Source organism: Leuconostoc miyukkimchii (genome assembly GCF_019656055.1).
GTDB lineage: Bacteria > Bacillota > Bacilli > Lactobacillales > Lactobacillaceae > Leuconostoc > Leuconostoc miyukkimchii.
Window position 1 is genome coordinate 226,391 of sequence record NZ_BPKY01000001.1, and the last position, 18,466, is coordinate 244,856.

At 37.0% G+C, this 18,466-nt stretch carries 15 protein-coding genes and 1 riboswitch; all 15 genes read left to right on the plus strand.

Going from position 1 to position 18,466, the window contains the following annotated elements:
• Positions 1-223 precede the first annotated feature (223 nt).
• The 15 genes from K5Q13_RS01040 to K5Q13_RS01110 all read left to right on the plus strand — a co-directional run bounded on the left by K5Q13_RS01040 (position 224) and on the right by K5Q13_RS01110 (position 18,403).
• Entirely contained in the window at positions 224-901 is a 678-nt protein-coding gene (locus tag K5Q13_RS01040) for a VTT domain-containing protein (protein WP_220738956.1), read from the plus strand.
• 37 nt (positions 902-938) lie between these two features.
• Positions 939-1,487: an XRE family transcriptional regulator gene (locus K5Q13_RS01045; RefSeq protein ID WP_220738958.1), complete on the plus strand. Its 549-nt coding sequence runs from the start codon at positions 939-941 to the stop codon at positions 1,485-1,487.
• Positions 1,484-2,866 (plus strand): nicotinate phosphoribosyltransferase, encoded by a 1,383-nt coding sequence (locus K5Q13_RS01050; RefSeq protein WP_220738960.1) that lies wholly within the window; start codon positions 1,484-1,486, stop codon positions 2,864-2,866. Before K5Q13_RS01045 ends, K5Q13_RS01050 begins: the two co-directional genes overlap by 4 nt.
• Before the next feature lies 1 nt (position 2,867).
• Entirely contained in the window at positions 2,868-3,203 is a 336-nt protein-coding gene (locus tag K5Q13_RS01055) for a hypothetical protein (protein WP_220738961.1), read from the plus strand.
• Positions 3,204-3,261: 58 nt separating this feature from the next.
• A riboswitch (Lysine riboswitch) is annotated at positions 3,262-3,438 on the plus strand.
• Positions 3,439-3,572: 134 nt separating this feature from the next.
• Positions 3,573-4,868, plus strand: a complete 1,296-nt coding sequence (lysA, locus tag K5Q13_RS01060) for a diaminopimelate decarboxylase (protein ID WP_220738963.1) — start codon at positions 3,573-3,575, stop codon at positions 4,866-4,868.
• Between the two features lie 67 nt (positions 4,869-4,935).
• A complete protein-coding gene (dapD, locus tag K5Q13_RS01065; RefSeq protein WP_220738966.1) occupies positions 4,936-5,643 on the plus strand; it encodes a 2,3,4,5-tetrahydropyridine-2,6-dicarboxylate N-acetyltransferase in 708 nt (235 codons plus the stop codon).
• Positions 5,643-6,794: an N-acetyldiaminopimelate deacetylase gene (locus tag K5Q13_RS01070; RefSeq protein WP_220738969.1), complete on the plus strand. Its 1,152-nt coding sequence runs from the start codon at positions 5,643-5,645 to the stop codon at positions 6,792-6,794. Before dapD ends, K5Q13_RS01070 begins: the two co-directional genes overlap by 1 nt.
• Positions 6,795-6,848: 54 nt before the next feature.
• Positions 6,849-7,727, plus strand: coding sequence for a 4-hydroxy-tetrahydrodipicolinate synthase (gene dapA, locus K5Q13_RS01075; protein WP_220738972.1), 879 nt, complete (start codon positions 6,849-6,851; stop codon positions 7,725-7,727).
• Positions 7,724-8,449, plus strand: coding sequence for a 4-hydroxy-tetrahydrodipicolinate reductase (gene dapB, locus K5Q13_RS01080; protein WP_220738974.1), 726 nt, complete (start codon positions 7,724-7,726; stop codon positions 8,447-8,449). Before dapA ends, dapB begins: the two co-directional genes overlap by 4 nt.
• A 119-nt stretch (positions 8,450-8,568) precedes the next feature.
• Positions 8,569-9,369, plus strand: a complete 801-nt coding sequence (gene recX / locus K5Q13_RS01085; RefSeq protein ID WP_220738976.1) for a recombination regulator RecX — start codon at positions 8,569-8,571, stop codon at positions 9,367-9,369.
• A gap of 155 nt (positions 9,370-9,524) precedes the next feature.
• On the plus strand, positions 9,525-10,094 hold the full coding sequence (ntdP, locus tag K5Q13_RS01090; protein WP_220738978.1) for a nucleoside tri-diphosphate phosphatase: 570 nt from the start codon (positions 9,525-9,527) through the stop codon (positions 10,092-10,094).
• 112 nt (positions 10,095-10,206) lie between these two features.
• A complete protein-coding gene (locus K5Q13_RS01095) occupies positions 10,207-13,743 on the plus strand; it encodes a PD-(D/E)XK nuclease family protein (RefSeq protein ID WP_220738980.1) in 3,537 nt (1,178 codons plus the stop codon).
• Entirely contained in the window at positions 13,721-17,449 is a 3,729-nt protein-coding gene (addA, locus tag K5Q13_RS01100) for a helicase-exonuclease AddAB subunit AddA (protein WP_220738983.1), read from the plus strand. The genes K5Q13_RS01095 and addA overlap by 23 nt, the downstream gene beginning before the upstream one ends.
• Positions 17,450-17,510: 61 nt before the next feature.
• Positions 17,511-18,200 (plus strand): rhomboid family intramembrane serine protease, encoded by a 690-nt coding sequence (locus tag K5Q13_RS01105; RefSeq protein ID WP_220738985.1) that lies wholly within the window; start codon positions 17,511-17,513, stop codon positions 18,198-18,200.
• Positions 18,197-18,403 (plus strand): YqgQ family protein, encoded by a 207-nt coding sequence (locus K5Q13_RS01110; RefSeq protein WP_220738987.1) that lies wholly within the window; start codon positions 18,197-18,199, stop codon positions 18,401-18,403. The genes K5Q13_RS01105 and K5Q13_RS01110 overlap by 4 nt, the downstream gene beginning before the upstream one ends.
• Positions 18,404-18,466 lie beyond the last annotated feature (63 nt).

Below are 18,466 nucleotides of genomic sequence, written 5' to 3' on the forward strand. Positions count from 1 at the left end.
ATATTACTTTACAACAGATTATTTTGGATATGTTGTAAAGTTTGTTAATGGACAAATTTTGTCCAAAATTAATTTTATCACGTACTTCAAAAATATGTGATGTGAGTTTTTATTATGTGCGATATAAAATATGTGTTACACTATTCATATTCGAAAAATTTAAGTTAGGGGAACGTGTGTCACGCAAACCTTTATTATCGGTTTGATGATACATACTATTCACATGTTTTTAATAGATTTCATCCTCCATATTGACGTACACATTGCCACCCTAGTGACACAGTTTGGATCATGGACATATTTGATTTTATTTGCCATCATTTTTATAGAGACAGGTATAGTCGTTATGCCTTTTCTACCTGGTGATTCATTATTATTTGCAGCTGGCGCTGTTGCCGCAACCCCAGCAGGAATTGCAGCTGGTTTAAATCATTGGGTGTTTATGATTTTGTTTTTTATTGCTGCAGTGGCAGGTGATTCACTCAATTTTTGGATTGGTCGCACAGGTGGTTATAAGCTCATAAGACATCCACTAATCGGGCGTTTTATTAAAGAGGAACATATTCGTGAAGCAGAAGGCTTTTTCGAAAAACGTGGTGCAGCAGCAATTATTATAGGGCGTTATATGCCAATTGTTCGTACGTTCATTCCTTTTGTTGCAGGAATTAGTCAATTTTCTTATGGTGTCTTTCTCAGAAACAATGTCATAGCTGCCTTTTCGTGGAGTTTAATTGCCACCGGAGCAGGCTATATGTTTGGTAATATTCCTTTTGTCAGCGCACATTTTTCTGTTATTATTTTGGGTATTGCCTTAGTCACATTATTACCAACTATTAGTGGTATTATCCGGTCTATCGTTGTTAGCCGTCGCGCCAAAAAAATAACAAAGTCAAAAAATTAAAACTGCCTTAGGGTGGTTTTTTTAGTATAATGAACTTATGAATAATTTAGAAAAATTACAACAATTAACAGGAATTACAGCTGAGGAAATCAGTGATGCATTAGATGTTGACTTATCTTTGGTGTTATCTTGGCAAAATGATGAAGAAATGCCCACTGTCGCTGAGTTTGAAGCACTGGTTGGCATCTTTTCTAGTCAGCTTGATGCACAAGGCATCGAACAACAGTCAAAACAACATCCAATACATATTCGTTTATCGTTAGATTATTTGATGAATATTGGTTTGACAACGTCTGACTGGATAACGTTGAAATGGGCATTTGAAGGGCAATGGCATGGTGATAAGTTAGCCGTTGGATTCTTTGATCAAGGAAAATTAGTCAGAACAGTTGAATCCAATAATGCCTTCGTAGAAGCATTTGCAGGTTACTTGATTTTGCAAACTGAGGGTGAATTTGAACCTTATATTGATGAATTTGATGATGATAAAGAATATGACTGGCGACTATTGCGTGTATCTGGTGATCAATTTAAGGATGTTACTCAAAGCCTAATCACAACTCACTTGCCGGAGATTATGTTATGACAGACAATTTAATTCTAGCAACAGATGCCTATAAACTAACACACCACTTACAATACCCAACAAACATTACGAAACTATACTCTTATGGTGAAGCACGCGTAGGTGGTCGTTTTGATACGGTAAGTTGGTTTGGTTTTGGTATGATTTTGCATGATTATTTTCGTCAATCGATTACAACTGAAATGATTGATGAGGCTGAAAAAATTTCTGAATTAACATTTGGAACAAAAGCCTATTTTAATCGTTTGGTTTGGGAAAAAGTACGTGAATTAGGTTACTTTCCAGTCAAAATTAAAGCGTTACCTGAAGGACTTGAGGTACCTACTGGTAATGCTTTATTTACTATTGAATCTACTGCTGATTGGTTTGCAACGAGTTTGAATGCACTCGAGGTTACTTTGATGCATGTCTGGTATCCGACGACAATTGCTACGAACTCTTTGTATATTAAAAAACAGTTGGTGCCTCTATTTAAAAAAACTGGAACATTAGCGGGCCTTAGCTTGGCTGTCAATGATTTTGGCTTGCGTGGCGCAACATCACTTGAATCTGGTAAGCGTGGCGGATCAGCACATTTATTGCATTTTAGAGGGTCTGATAATATGGCAGCATCTAAATATTTTGAAGATGTTTACGGTGTTGCTGGGCGTGCATTATCTGTTTGGGCGACAGAACATTCAGTTGCGACGGCTTATGGTTCAGGTCAAGGTGAGTTTGATTATGTGAATGCACAGCTTGATCGTGCACCAGATGATGCCATTCTTTCAATTGTTATTGATTCATATGATGCCTTAAACTTCATTAAGCACGTCATTGGTTCTCCAGAAATCAGTACCCGTATTATTAAGCGTTCAGGACGCATCGTTTTGAGACCAGACTCAGGTAATCCGCAAGCAATTGATTTACAGGTACTTGATTTATTGGCAGAAATTTTTGGCACGATAGTTAATGACAAAGGGTATAAACTGTTGAAACATAATGTTGTTGTGATTCAAGGTGATGGTATGCGAGCTGATACAATTGTTGCGCTATACGAAGCACTGATTCATGCTGGCTGGTCTGCAGATAATTTAGTAGTTGGATCGGGTGGTGGTTTGTTGCAAGAAGGATTTACACGTGACACAGAGCGTTTTGCTATCAAGGCTTCGTATGCTGAAACTGCTGATGGAAAAACAATAAATATCCAAAAAAAGCCTAAAACTGATACGACAAAAACATCAAAACCTGGATTGCTGAAAGTTATTTTGAAAGACAATCGACTTGTGACCGTTTCTCAAAGTGAACCTGGACAAGATTTGTTAGAGACTGTTTATGAGAATGGGGCAATGGCATTTGCTAGTGGCAAGACCATTATTGAGCGCGCATTTGGTGAGGTGTAATATGAACTACCAATTTAAAAAGCAATCTGAATCAACGGATGAGGTTAAAGTAAGCATGCTTGACGAAAAGCTAGCCGCCCAAGCATACCGAGAACGTGAAAAACGGGATAAAAAAATAACGAGTGAACCCGAAAATATTTTGATTGGTCATGGTGTGCAGGCACTTGGGACAGAATCGGCAATTGGTAAAGACGAGCGTAAGGCCCAGGTTGCGGCATTATTTAATCAAGGTATGACGAGTTATATCGATTTGGCTTTTGAAATGAATTTAGCTGAATCAACGATCCAACAATATGGCCGAGAACTCGGATTAAAATTCATTGATACAGCATATTAAATTATAAGATTGACATTTTTTAAGCATTAAGTTATGATTATGACAACATAAAAATTTAATTTCACATAGAGGTCGCGATTGACAAAAGTCACTTATTTGAACTGCTGTAGCAGTTTTGAAAATAAGTAAAAGGGGATATCGCCGAAACGATTAATCATTACAGAGATAGGATTGTTGGGCCAATAGTTAATAGCTATTGGACTGTCGTCAGAAATGACGGTGAGCTATGGGATCAGTCAAAACTGCTAAACATAAAGCCTTTTGTCCGTGACCTAGTCTCGAGCAAAGGGCTTTTTATGTGAATTTGATGGGAAAATGGGCTATTTTATGTACAGGCGAGGGTACCTAAATGCCATATTAGGAGAGCAAATGAAATATTCAACAAACACGTCACAACATTTAACTATTGGTCATGTTGACGCTATTGATTTGGCCCAGTCTTATGGTACACCGTTATATGTTTATGATGTTAGTAAAATACGTCACACAATGCGGGCATTCAAAGCAATTTTTGAAAAAGAAAATGTACCATACGTTGTTAGCTATGCTTCTAAGGCATTTGCCACAAAAGCCATATATCAAGTTGCGCAACAAGAAGGTATTCACGCTGATATTGTTTCGGGTGGTGAATTATATACTGCACTAAAAGCAGGATTTGACCCTAAGCACTTAAGTTTTAATGGTAATAATAAAAGTTGGGATGAGCTAACTGTTGCAGTCGAAAAAGGTGTTGGAACAATTATTGTTGATAATTTCTTAGAATTACAGATATTATCAGAAATAGCTGCGCAACAAAATGTCAAGCAAGATATTTTATTGCGCATATCACCAGGCATATCAGCACATACACATGAATTTATTAGTACAGGGCAACAAGATTCAAAATTTGGATTTGATTTGTTAACTGGACAAGCTAAAAAAGCCTATGATATTGCTCAAAAGGATGAAAATTTCAATTTACGAGGACTTCATGCGCATATTGGATCGCAAATTTTTGATGTAACTGGTTTTGAAAAAAATGCTGCTCTGTTAGCTGAAACAGCACAGAGTTGGGGTTGGCAACCGGCTGTAATCAATGTTGGTGGTGGTTTTGGTATCCAATACACTTCAGAAGATGAACCTTTGCCTGAAAGTGAATATGCGAACGCTATTATTCGTACTTTGAAAGGGAAGGCTGCTGAATTTGATTGGAAAATGCCAGAAATTTGGATTGAACCTGGTCGCTCTATCGTTGGACCAGCAGGTCAAACACTTTATACAATTGGTTCAAGAAAAGACATTCCGGATTTGCGTCACTATTTAGCAGTTGATGGTGGCATGGGAGACAATATTCGACCTGCACTTTACGAGGCGAATTATTCAGCAGTTTTGGCAAATAATCCCAATGCACCAACTGAAGAGGTTGTGCGCGTGGCTGGTAAGTATTGCGAATCGGGGGATGTTTTGGTGTGGCAACAAGCATTACCGAAAACACAACCAGGAGATATTTTGTCTGTTTTAGCTACAGGTGCTTATGGTTATGCGATGGCTTCAAATTATAATCGTAACCCCAGACCAGCAGTCGTCTTTGTTGAAGAAGGCAAGCATCAACTTGTAGTTGCGCGTGAAACGTATGCGAATTTAACAGCACTTGACAAAGACTATACGCTTGAAACAACGTCATAAAAAATACGTTAATTATAGTGTTTTAGTTACAAAGAAAAAATATAATATTAAAGGAAATTAAACCATCATGACAGAAACACAAAATGAGGCACAACATCTGATTGATTTTATCGCTAATGCTAAAAAGGTAACACCAGTAAAAGTAACTTATAAAGGCGTTTTAAACGGTGAAATTCCAGATACAGTTCAACAGTTTGGTGGTGTATCATTTGGTCAGTTGATCGGTGACTGGTCTGAAATTCAACCACTTATTGTTAATTTACCTACTGAAAGTGTCTATATTGAAAATGATGCTCGCAATTCTGCTGTACCATTACTTGATAAAAAAGCAATTAACGCGCGTATTGAACCAGGTGCAATTATTCGTGAGCAAGTAGAGATTGGTGATAATGCTGTCATCATGCTTGGTGCAGTAATTAATATTGGTGCAGAAATTGGTGCTGGAACAATGATTGACATGGGTGCCGTTCTTGGTGGCCGAGCAATTGTTGGTGATAATTCACACATTGGCGCAGGGGCTGTTTTGGCTGGTGTCATTGAACCGGCATCTGCACAACCAGTTCGTATTGGCAATAATGTTTTGGTTGGCGCTAATGCAGTTGTGATAGAAGGTGTTCAAGTTGGAGACGGGGCTGTTGTTGCTGCTGGTGCAATTGTCACAAAAGATGTGCCTGAAAATACAGTTGTAGCAGGTGTACCAGCCAAAATAATTAAGAAAATCGATTCACAAACACAACAAAAGACAGCTTTAATTGATGCCTTACGGGAGCTATAATGACTGAAATAACTTTTGAAAACTTACAACAATATCGTCGGGATTTACATTTGATTCCTGAGTTAGCGTTAGCAGAATTTAAGACGCATGCGTATTTACTGCAAAAAATAAAAAGTTGGCAAAATGAGACAATGACTGTTCGAACAGTTGATGCCTTACCAACCGCTATTCTAGTTCGTTTTCAAGGGCGTAATCCGAAACGTACGATTGGGTATCGTTCAGATATTGATGCGCTCCCAATTGTAGAACAAACAGGTTTATCTTTTCAGTCAACACATGCTGGCGTCATGCATGCCTGTGGACATGATGTGCACATGACGTTGGCGTTGGGATTAATTCAATATTATAGTCAACATCAACCAATGGATAACTTGGTTATCTTTTTTCAACCTGCTGAAGAGTCAAAAAGTGGGGGTAAATTAGCCTATGATTTAGGACTATTTGAAGGTGAATGGCGACCAGATGAGTTTTACGGCATCCATGATCAACCAGATTTGCCGGCAGGTACATTAAGTACACTGGCAGGCACATTATTTGCTGGCACTGCTGAGTTAGTTGTTGACGTGCATGGTCAAGGTGGACATGCTGCTTATCCACATTTGGTAAAAGATCCAATCGTAGCTGCTTCTGAATTAATTGTGCAATTGCAAACGGTCGTGTCACGATCAGTTGATCCTATTGCCGGTGGTGTTGTTAGTATCGGCGTTATTAATGGTGGCCAAGCAAATAATGTGATTCCAGACAATGTGCATTTTGAAGGTACAGTTCGTAGCATGACGCGTATCGGTTTAGAAAATATGATTAAGCGTATTCGCCAAATTGCGGCTGGTATCGCATTAGCTAACGACATAGTGATCGATGTTTCGTTGGAAACTGGCAGCTATCTACCCGTTGAAAACAATCCAGAATTAGCAAATCAGGTTATTGATTTCATGCAGTCTCGCGATGATATTTCATTTCAAATTGCAAGACCAGCAATGACAGGAGAAGACTTTGGTTACTTATTACAACAGATTCCAGGTGTCATGTTGTGGTTGGGTGTTAATGATGATCACGCGTTACACAGTCCAAAGTTGAGTATAGATGAAAGTGCGTTGTTGCCAGGATTCACAGCGTTAAAAGATTTTATTGAATGGCGTATGAATAATTAAGTATGATGAGTTATTAAATGTAGTGACTACTGTGTGTGGTTCAGGGGAAGAACAATGTATGAAAATATTAATTTAATTACGGCAATTATCACGCCCTTTAATGAGGTAAATGAAATTGACTATCCAGCCTTAACAAGGGTTATTGACCATTTATTGGCACATGGCACGCAAGGCCTTGTTATTGCCGGAACGACAGGTGAATCACCGACATTAAGTCATAAAGAGAAAATAGCATTAACACGTTATATTGCCGATTATGTGGGCGATAAGGCATTACTAATTGCTAATGCTGGGACGAACAATACAGCTGAATCTATTGTCAATGCGCGTGAGTTGAGTGCGATTAAACATATTGATGGCATTTTAGCTGTAACACCTTATTATAATAAGCCAAGTCAATCAGGTATGATTGCTCATTTTACTGCAATCGCTGAAGCAGCCACAAAACCAGTCATGATATATAATATTCCTGGTCGTTCGGCAGTTGGATTAACAGTTGCTAGTGTTGTTGCGTTAGCACAACATCCAAATATCAATGCGGTGAAAGAAACGACCTCAGCAGAATTTATTGGTGCCGAAGTTGAACAAACGCAAAATGTGAATTTTCATGTATATACTGGTGAGGATGCTCAAACATTGGCAGCATATGCGCAAGGTGGCGCAGGCACGATTTCTGTTGCTGCGCACTTATTTGGTGACGAAATGACAGCGTTATTTGCAGCAATGAATGCTGATAATTGGCGTGAGGCTGGTCGATTACAACGTTTTCTAACACCGCGTATGAATGCTTTGTTTGCTTTTCCATCACCAGCACCTGTTAAAGCAAAGTTAAGTCAAATAAATATGGTTGAAAATATTGCGAGATTACCAATATTACCATTGACAGCTAGTGAGCAAAAAGAGCTTGATATCTTATTGGGGATTAAATCATGACAAAAATAATTATTGCTGGTGGTTTTGGTAAATTAGGATTGGCTATTCAGCAAGGCCTAGTAGGGACAAACTTTGAAATTGCTGGTATTTTAAGTGGACATTCACACGAAAGTGAGTATCTCGTTTGGACAACACTTGACGAAATTGATCAAGAAGCTGATATTTTCTTAGATGTTAGTACACCAGCTACTGTTTTTGATAATACGATGTGGGCAATAAAACATGACATGGCAGTTATCATTGGCGCCACTGGATTGACTGATGAACAAATTGCCATTTTGCGTGATCGAGCGAATCATGGTATCTTAATTGTGCCAAATTTCAGTTTGTCAGCAGTACTGTTAATGCAATTTTCTCAGTTGGCTGCTCGATATTTCCCTGATGTTGAAATCATTGAAGCGCACAATCCTAAAAAGGTTGATTCACCATCTGGTACTGCTGTGCAAACTGCCAAATTGGTTGCAGAAGCACGTCTAGATACAGCACAGAAAACTAATGATGGACCGGCACGAGGACAGCGTGTAGCAGACATACCGGTCCATGCCGTACGTTTACCAGGTTATATTGCACAACAAAGCGTTTATTTTGGTGGTGTCGATGAACAACTAACGTTGACACAAAGTACAACGAGCCGTGCAGCTTTTGTACCGGGCGTATTGCGTGCTTTAGAAGGCGTTCAAAAAATAAATAAACTTGAAATTGGTCTTGATAGTATTTTGTAAACATACAAACTAGATTACATTGATTTTTTAAAATAACTAGACATATGTATCATATGTCTAGTTATTTTGATTGTAACAATCATTTAGCACTTTCATATTTTTTTGCGTACAATAGAAGTATGAAAAAAATCACGAAAATTTCAACACAAAAACAAGCTGGACGTTACAGCGTTGATTTGGATAATAAATTTGCTTTTGGTGTAGCTGAAAGTGTACTGATTAAATATGGTCTCGCTAAGGGCCGAGAATTAGATGAGACACTCATTGATCAGATAAAACGAGATGATCAAGTTGCAAAAGCGTTTAACACGGCGATAAATTACTTGGGTCATGCTTTACGAACAATCAAACAGGTAAAACAAAAATTAGTTGAAAAAGATATAGCAGAGGATATACAGGAGCAAGCAATTGCACAATTAAAATCTTTAGGCTATTTAGATGACGCTAACTATGCCAGACATTATGTGGCAACAAAAAAGCTGATTAACCCAAAAGGCCCTCAGGTTATTCGAATGGATTTAAAACAAGCTGGGGTGCTAGATACAGATATTAATGCGGCTCTAGAAACTTTTACATACGATGAACAACTTGACATTGCAAAGAAAATGGCTACTAAATTTGCTAATACGTATAAACGAGAATCAACACGTGTTAAGCAACAAAAGATCATTCAAGCATTGGCAAATAAAGGATTTTCATTTGAGATTGGGCAAACTATTATTACTGAATTAGATCTGAGTAATGATCAGGAAGTTGAGTTAGAAAACGTCAAGCGTCAAGCGGAAAAACTTTGGCACCGTCATCGTAATATGGCGCTTAGTCAGCGGCAATATAAAACTAAAACGCAATTATATGGAAAAGGTTTTAGTAGTGAAATGATTGATCGTGTGATGTTGATGATTGCTGATGAGCCTGAGTGATTTATTTGGCAGATTAGAAGCCTTATTGGAGACGGTTATTTTTATATAAAATAATAACCATCACTTTTAGAGCGTAATAACGTGAAGTCTATCATTTATTCGTGAAATTTGGTACAATAATATAGAAATTCGGTGTCAGAAGAGTAGGTGCGATCATGAGTTTTGATAAGTCGAATCGTGGACCACGCGAGGGTGATTTCATCACGATCAAAAGTTACAAGCATGACGGCTCGTTGCATCGAACTTGGCGTGATACCATGGTTTTGAAAACCAGTGAAAACGCTATTATTGGATTAAATGATCATACTTTAGTCATTGAAGACGATGGACGTCGCTGGGTAACCAGAGAACCGGCAATTGTCTATTTTCATAAGAAGTACTGGTTTAATATTATTGCAATGATACGTGATAATGGTGTATCGTATTACTGTAATTTAGCATCACCATATGTCTTAGACAAAGAGGCGCTAAAATATATAGATTACGATTTGGATGTTAAAGTTTTTCCAGATGGCGAAAAGCATTTACTTGATGCGGATGAATATGCTGCTCACAGTAAGAAGTGGCATTATCCACCAGAAATCGATAAGATTTTGAAAGCACATGTCAAAATTCTAGTGAGTTGGATTAATGAAAACAAAGGGCCTTTTTCACAGGGGTATATTGATGTTTGGTATCCAAGATACCAATATTTGATGCAACAGCGTCTTAAAGATCGTCGGTGATAAAGAAAGCGCACAAGTATTTGTGTGCTTTTTTGTATGCTAAAATTAAGTAGAGCATGACTGAAAAATTATATTTTTTAGTCAATCAGTAACAAAATATGAAGGAGATCAAATGGCACTGACAATTTATATGAATCGCGCACACATTGATTTGCGTCATGCTTTATTGCAAGACATTAAACGACAATTACAAAAAGACCGTCAGTTAACAGTTTATTATATCGTACCCAACCACGTAAAGTTTGACAGTGAAGTGGATGTTTTAAAGCAATTTGCAATATTAAATGGTCAAAATCCAAAAGAACAACTGTATGCACAGAGTCGATTGCAAGTCTATTCATTATCACGTTTAGCTTGGGCTTTGATGAAAGATATGCCAGAAACACAACCAAATGTGATACAAAGTACGGGTTTGTTTATTATGGTGTCAAATATATTACGTGATTATGCAGCACAATTACCAGTTTTTGCACGTATGCAGTCTAAAAGTGGTTTTGTTTCGGCTTTGGTAACTCAACTGGAAGAATTACGTGAAAGTCATATTACACCACAAGATTTATTACAAATATTAAATGATGATACTGATGATGAAACTTTTTTGAAACAAACATTAGCCAGTAAATTACGTGATTTAGCGATAGTAGCCGATGCGTTAGAACGTAAAATTGGGTATGAGTACATAACATCACGAGAAATATTACCTTTTTTTGCAACACAATTGGCGTCATCATCTTTAAATCATGTTTTATTTTATTTTGATGGCTTTAATGGCTTTACGAGTGCTGAAATGCAGGTAATCACGCAATTGATTGCTAATTATTCTGTTTCAATAGCATTTTTAGGTGATGCAACGCAATTAGGTAAGCAACAAGACGGTGATGTATTTAATAAACCAATGAATACCGCGCAGCAGCTTATTAGTACGGCTAAGCAATATAATCAACAAGTAGAAATTAAATCACCACAAAATGTTAGAAATTTGAGCCAAACAACCAAACAAGTATTATTGGCTTGGGAAAGTTTAGGCGAGTATCGACAGTTTAATGGAGACAAAAATAACGTTGGGTTACAAGCCTTTACTGCAGAAAATACAATTGTTGAAATGCAAGAGATTGCACGTCGTATTCGGCGTTTGTTAGTGGATGATCCAGAGTTGCGTTTACGTGACTTTTTGATTTTAGCACGTGACTTAACGCCATATACGGCTCATATCCCAGAAGTCATGTCACAATTTGAGTTGCCTTATTTTTTGGATACGGATCAAAAAATGGCGAACCATCCATTGATTGAGTTTATTTTGAATTTGTTAGTACCCAAAAAAGATAAGTTTCAGTATCAAAATGTGATGACAATTTTGAAGACGAATTTATTACGTCCTTATATTAATGAGCATTTGGTACCAGAAAAAGATTTTTTTGATATTGTAAGCTATTTTGATAATTATCTATATGCTAATCGGCCTTATGAAACAACTTGGCGTAACTTAGATAAGCCGTTTGAACTATTTACAGTTGTGAACCAAATTGATGACGATGATGCTACTTTGGGTGTAGATGACGCTGTTGTTAATCAACGTATTGAGACTTTACGTCGATTTGTATTAACAGCATTTGATGATTTACAATTACAACTCGATCAAACAAAAACCATGCGAGAAGCGGCAACAAGCTTAGTCACATGGTTGCGTAGATATCATGTTGTCGATGCTATTTTAGAACAACGAGATAATTTATTAGCTGCTGGTGAACTAACACGCTCACGCCAAGGAGAAGAAGTTTGGCAATTATTTATTCAAACGTTAGATGATATTGTAGCTATTGATGGTGAATCACAATTTGATTTAGCAGTGTTTAAAGAGGTATTGTCTGCCGGATTTTCAGGGGCAAAATTTTCAGGTATTCCCAATAATTTAGATCAATTAACGATATCTGAAGCCGGAATTGTTCAAAACAATCATTATAAATATCTTTTCTTTATTGGTGGTACACGAACAAACTTACCGGCACAGGCTAAAACAACTGCACTCATTAACGATGCTGAGCGACTGATTGTGCAACCAGCGTTACATGAATCTGGCACAACAAAATACCTACAAAATACAGCGCAACAACAGATGGCAGAAGAAAACTTATTATTTTATGGTGCTTTGGCTACTGCATCAGACGGTATAACATTTTCATATCCAGCGCTGGATGCAAGTGGAAAAATATCTGAAATATCACCTTTTTTTAAGCGACTAACAAACGCTTTTACAGTGCCTGTGTTAAAGGTTGCAAACGTACCTCGAAATAGTGTTGATTTATTAAAAAACTATATTGGTACGCCAAGAACAACACTTTCCGAATTAGTAAAAATTTTATCCACGCAACACACGACAAGTGCTTTCAAAGCAATTCAAAATGTTATTAGTCAACAACAAAAATCACGTCTTGAGCACGTTTTAAACGCGCCAAATTATCGGAACACGACACAAGTATTAAAACCCGAATTTGTACGTGCTTTGTTTGGAGAAAAATTAAATGTTTCTATCTCACAATTAGAAAGTTACTATAATAACCCACTGGGATACTTTCTACAATATGGTTTAAAATTGAAAGAACGTGCAACTAATGAATTAAACGTCGCTCAAACTGGTACATTGTATCATGCCGTATTAGAAGGCGTTTTACAAAATTTAATTCAACAAAACAAAAGTTTTAGAGATGTAACATGGGATGAACTATCGGAAATTTTAAATCAAAAAATGGCAGAGCAGTTATTATTACCGGCGTATAATTTGTTACAAGAAACTGGTAAAATGCGTGCCATACGTGATTATTTACAGCAGGTGAGCTTAACGCTGTTAGGTAATTTGCAACATGCTGCTAGAGTTAATGTTGCGCAACCCAGAGCAGTTGAGAAACTTTTTGGATTTCCTGACAAAACAGCCTTACCACCGTTGGAATTTTCACAAGGTAAAATCAACATTCAAGTTCGAGGTAAAATTGACCGATTTGATATTCAAGATAGTGAACAAGTGTTTGGAACAATCATTGATTATAAATCAAACGGCAAACAATTTAATTGGGAACAAGCATTTGATGGTCTACAAATGCAGTTGTTAACCTATTGGCAAGCAGCGCAAATGAGTGCGGAAGTACTGGGAGTTGAATCAATTGGTGGCGCATTCTTTGCACAAATTAGCCCAAAAAAAACAAAGATTGTCGACTTTAAAGGCAACGTCGCTGATTTATTATCTGGTCAATTGACACCAGACACATTTAAATACCGCGGACTATTCATTTCTGAAGCCGATTATGTGAATAGTTTAGATGACTTGGATGATAATAATGCTTCACAATTTTATCAACTAAAAAAGAAAAATAATGGGGATCTTTATGCCAACAGTGATTATATAGATGCACAGGATTTTGAATTACTTTTAAATCGTAATATCACTAATATTGAACATGCTGGGGTGAATATTTTAGCGGGCTTGTTTCCTTTAGAGCCTACGATAGGTAGTTTACGCTATACACCATATATCGATATTTTGAGATTTGATCGTTCGCTGGGTGATAATTATCGTCCTGAGGCACCAAAAGGGAAAGCTAATATTTTAAAAATATTAAAAGAAGGAGACAATGATGGCAACACAATTTACAAGTAATCAACAACGTGCAATCGAAGAAACTGGACATAATATTTTAGTTGCCGCATCAGCTGGTTCTGGTAAAACAACTGTTCTAATTGAACGGCTAATTCAAAAAATATTGGCTGGAACAAGTGTTGAAAATTTTCTAATCGTTACTTTTACTAATGCAGCGGCTCAAGAAATGAGAGAACGTTTGGAAACTGCCATTGAAAAACGTATGGTATCAGCAGATTCAAAAATGAAACGTTTTTTGCAAGAACAATTATTACTATTGCCTGCTGCTAATATTTCAACAATTGATGCCTATGCGCTACGTTTGATCGAAAGCTATTATCATATAATTGGTTTAGATCCACAATTTCGTTTGCTTTCCGACACTGCAGAAAGAGATATGTTACGACAAGATATTTTAAGTGATGTGTTTGCGTCCTTTTACGACGAATCTCATGATATGCATGATAATTTTTTATCCTTGGTTAATAATTTTGGCAACCCAAATGATGATTCAGAGTTGCAAAATATTGTTTTGAAATTGGCTGATTTTGCCGAGGCGCGACCAGATGGCGATGAGTGGTTGCAACAATTAAGTGATGAGGATATTTCATCTCATACAAATATTGCGCAATCGGTTATGTATCGTACCCAAATCTTTCCAATAGTGTCTGACATGGTTAAACAATTAATGGATTCAGCTGGTGTCATTCAATCCTTAGTTGAAGGTGTGCCAGAATTCAAAAAAACACAAGTTGGATTTGCTAGTATAATTGATTATTTACAAGAAGTAACATCGCTGTTAGTCGCCGAGGATTGGGATTTACTGAGAGAAAAGTTACTTAACATGCCAAAGGTGAGTTTGGAGACTAAGGCTAGTAAAGTTATAAAAGATGAACCAGAATTGTTGGCAATTTTAACCCAAGCAACTACCGTTAAAAATAAAATTGTGGGTTCGAAATCTGATTTTAAGCAGATCATAGCATCATTTTTTAGGTTTGACCAAACAGACTGGCAAAAAATACAACATGCTAGTGAAAGCTTAGTTAGCACGCTCATCGAACTCACGCAAACTTTTCGTCAAGCTTTTACGCAAGCGAAACGTGATGCAAAATTAGTTGATTTTCCAGATTTAGGGGCATTAGCACTTCAAATTTTGGCTGATGAAGCAACGCAAAAAACAGTGAGTAGCCAATTTTTTGAAATATTAGTTGATGAATATCAAGATATAAATCAATTACAAGAAACACTGCTCACTCAAGTATCCAACGGACATAACATGTATATGGTCGGTGACGTAAAACAAAGTATCTATGGTTTCCGACAAGCAGAACCGACATTATTTACCAATAAATATAAACGCTTTGCAACTGCAGAAAACAACGACAGCCGGATTGAGCTTGCTGATAACTTTCGCTCACAAAACAACGTTACTCGCACAACTAATTTGATATTTACACAAATAATGGATGAAAAATTGGGAGATATTGCTTACTTAGGTGAGGCAAAATTGGTACCAAAGGCAACTTATCCCGTCGATGTTCCAGCAGTTTTTGACATTGATATTATTACAAAAACGACTGTAGATCAAACAGAGGATGCAGATGACAGCGAACAAATTTTTGAAAAAAGACAGGCACAATATGCAAGACTAGCTGATAAAATATTAAAACTACGTGAGACATCAATATTCGATCGGAAAATGCAACCAGCAGGCATGCGGCCTGTTGAATATGCTGATATTGCTATTTTAACGCGTTCCAAAGCAGGCTATATTGATCTTGTCACCATATTGCGTCAGGCAGGTATTCCAGTTCAAGTCGACTCTGTTGGTAACTATTTTCAAACAATGGAAATTTACCTCATGTTGGATGTCTTAAGTGTCGTTGATAACCCACATCAAGATGTGCCGTTAGTTGCAGTACTACGTTCACCCATGTTTAATTTGACAGAGAATGATTTAGCTGAGGTGCGCTTAGCAGACCAGGTACATGATTATTGGACAGCCTTCCAAAAATTTTCTGAAAATAATGCACGTGGTAAAAAAATCAGGGCATTATTTGAAAAATGGCATCAGTTAGCAACTCAAAATGATCTGGTGAGTCTGATTTGGACAATATTTGAAGATACAGATTGGCTGGATTATGTTACTGGTATGCCTGGTGGAATGCAACGGCAGGCTAACTTACACGCTTTGTATGAATATGCTAGAACATATCAAAATAATACCAATGCCGGATTATTTCGATTTGTGCGCTATATCAAGCAGCTACAAGAAAATGACGGTCAACTAGGTGAGGCACCACAAGAATCAGATGTTCAGGCTGTGCGTGTCATGACAATTCACGCTTCAAAGGGATTAGAATTTCCAATTGTATTTCTACCAGAATTTGATAAGGCGTTTAACACTAAAGACTTGACTGGTAAGGTTTTAATTCAAAAAGATGTGGGAATCGGTATAGAATATGTACAACCAGATGCTTTAGTTGCAATACCAACACTACAGAAATTAACTGTTCAGCAAGCAATTAAACGTCAAAGCTGGTCAGAAGAAATGCGTCTTTTGTATGTCGCATTGACGCGTGCGGAGCAACAAATTTATATTATAGGATCAGCTAAAGTGGATGAAGCTGGTCAAAATGTGCACTTGTCTGAATTGTGGCAGCGTGCAAAAGATACATCTGGACAATTTTTAGCAGAAGATTTACGATTATCCGCAAAGTCATACTTAGATTGGTTAATTATTAGCTTAGCACGTGCCAATAATAATTTATTGGAGCAATGGCTTGGTGATGGCACAATGCCACGTTTAGTTGGCTCAGAAACATTGTTAGATGCCCAGCTAAATGTTCATATAACACCTGAAAATAATATTAATATTATGCAAAAAGAAGATTTGAAAGCAAGTCATGCAGACACGACACAGGATGTATATGATGAAATAGATTTTCAAAAAATGAAACATATATTAGCATATGATTATCCCAATAAGGTGGCTAGTAATACTGCTGCTTATCAGTCCGTTAGCGAAATGAAACGACTTTTTGAAGATCCTGATCGCGGGAGCTTAAAAGCATTAGACATTACTGAATCTGGTGAATTCCAACCGGCTAATGAGCTCGTGAGCAAAGAGTTGGTCCTGCCAGAATTTATGACTGATGGATCAAAAAGACCTTCTAGTGCTGCAGTAGGTACTGCAACGCATTTATTATTACAACTTATTGATTTTCATCAAACACCAACGCGACAAATGTTGGAAACACTACGTGATCAATTGGTGGAAAAAAAGCGGTTATTACCGGTGGTTGCAGATTTGATTAATATTGATCAATTAATGACTTTCTTGACAACACCATTTGCACAGCGACTGATGCAGCATGCCGATACCTTAAAAAAAGAAGCCACATTTGCCATGATTATGCCAGCTAGTCATATTTACCAAACAGTGACTGATGATGAACCAGTATTGGTTCATGGTATTATTGATGGCTACTTTGTAGATGAAGCTACGCAATCCATTACTATTTTTGATTACAAAACCGATTTTATTAGACATAATCATATGGCAGAGGATCTACAAAAAATAGTTAAGCGTTATCAAGGACAATTAAGTTTGTATCAACAAGCTTTACAACAGGAATTTCCAACGTATACCTTTTATGATCCACAGATTGTCGCGTTAAGTGTTGGTCAAGTGATTAGTATCAAAACAACGAATATCAGCCAATAATCTGAATAAATCTCTCTTGTGTGTTTATCTTTCTTAGTCACAATAGTGTAAAATAGGAACCATGGTAGAAACACTTAAACAACAATTTAAAAAAGCGCCAGTTACGACTAGCATTTTACTCCTAACAATAGCTGCCTTTATTGCTGAATTCCTTATTGGTGGTGGGCGTACAGATAACGGTAGTTTATTAGTTGCACTTGGTGCTAAATGGGGACCATACATTAAAACACATGATCAATATTGGCGATTACTAACGCCAATATTTTTGCATGCTGGATTTATGCATATTTTAACAAACATGTTGACGTTATGGTTTCTTGGACCCATTGCTGAGAATGCTTTTGGCAGTCGTAAATTCCTAGGTCTTTACCTGTTTGGTGGTATTGTAGGGAATATCATGTCCTATCTTTTTGCACCTTTAACAGTTTCTGTTGGTGCATCTTCTGCACTTTTTGGTATGTTTGGTGGCTTAATTCTTTATGGGATACAATTCAAACAAGATCCTCAAATTCGTTCTCAAGGTACTATGATGATTTTGTTTGTAATCTTAAACCTAGTATCAGGCTTTTCTAGTACAGGAATTGATATGTGGGGGCATATTGGGGGCTTAATTGGTGGTATGATTTTTACGGTTATGTTTGGGTTTTATGGTCGTTCAGGAAGATATCCATTACCAGTACGGCTAACAATGGTTGTTTTAACTGCGCTTATTATCATTTTGACGTTAAATGCTAGTGGAGGTTTATTGTGAAAAATTTTTATGATATATTAACATATTTAAAAGCATTTGGCATTTATATTCATCTTGGAAAACGTTTGTGGGATATTGAAATGGCAGCATTAGAGGTAGATAACTTACAAAAAGCTGGTATTATTGACAATAAAAAATATGCAACGATGAAAGTAATATTAGCACATGAACATCGTTTGGAAGAAGAAAATCCAAGTGATTGATTCTGTTATAAAATTGTTTACTGAAAACTATGAAAACGCTTGCAAATTGCAGGCGTTTTCTGT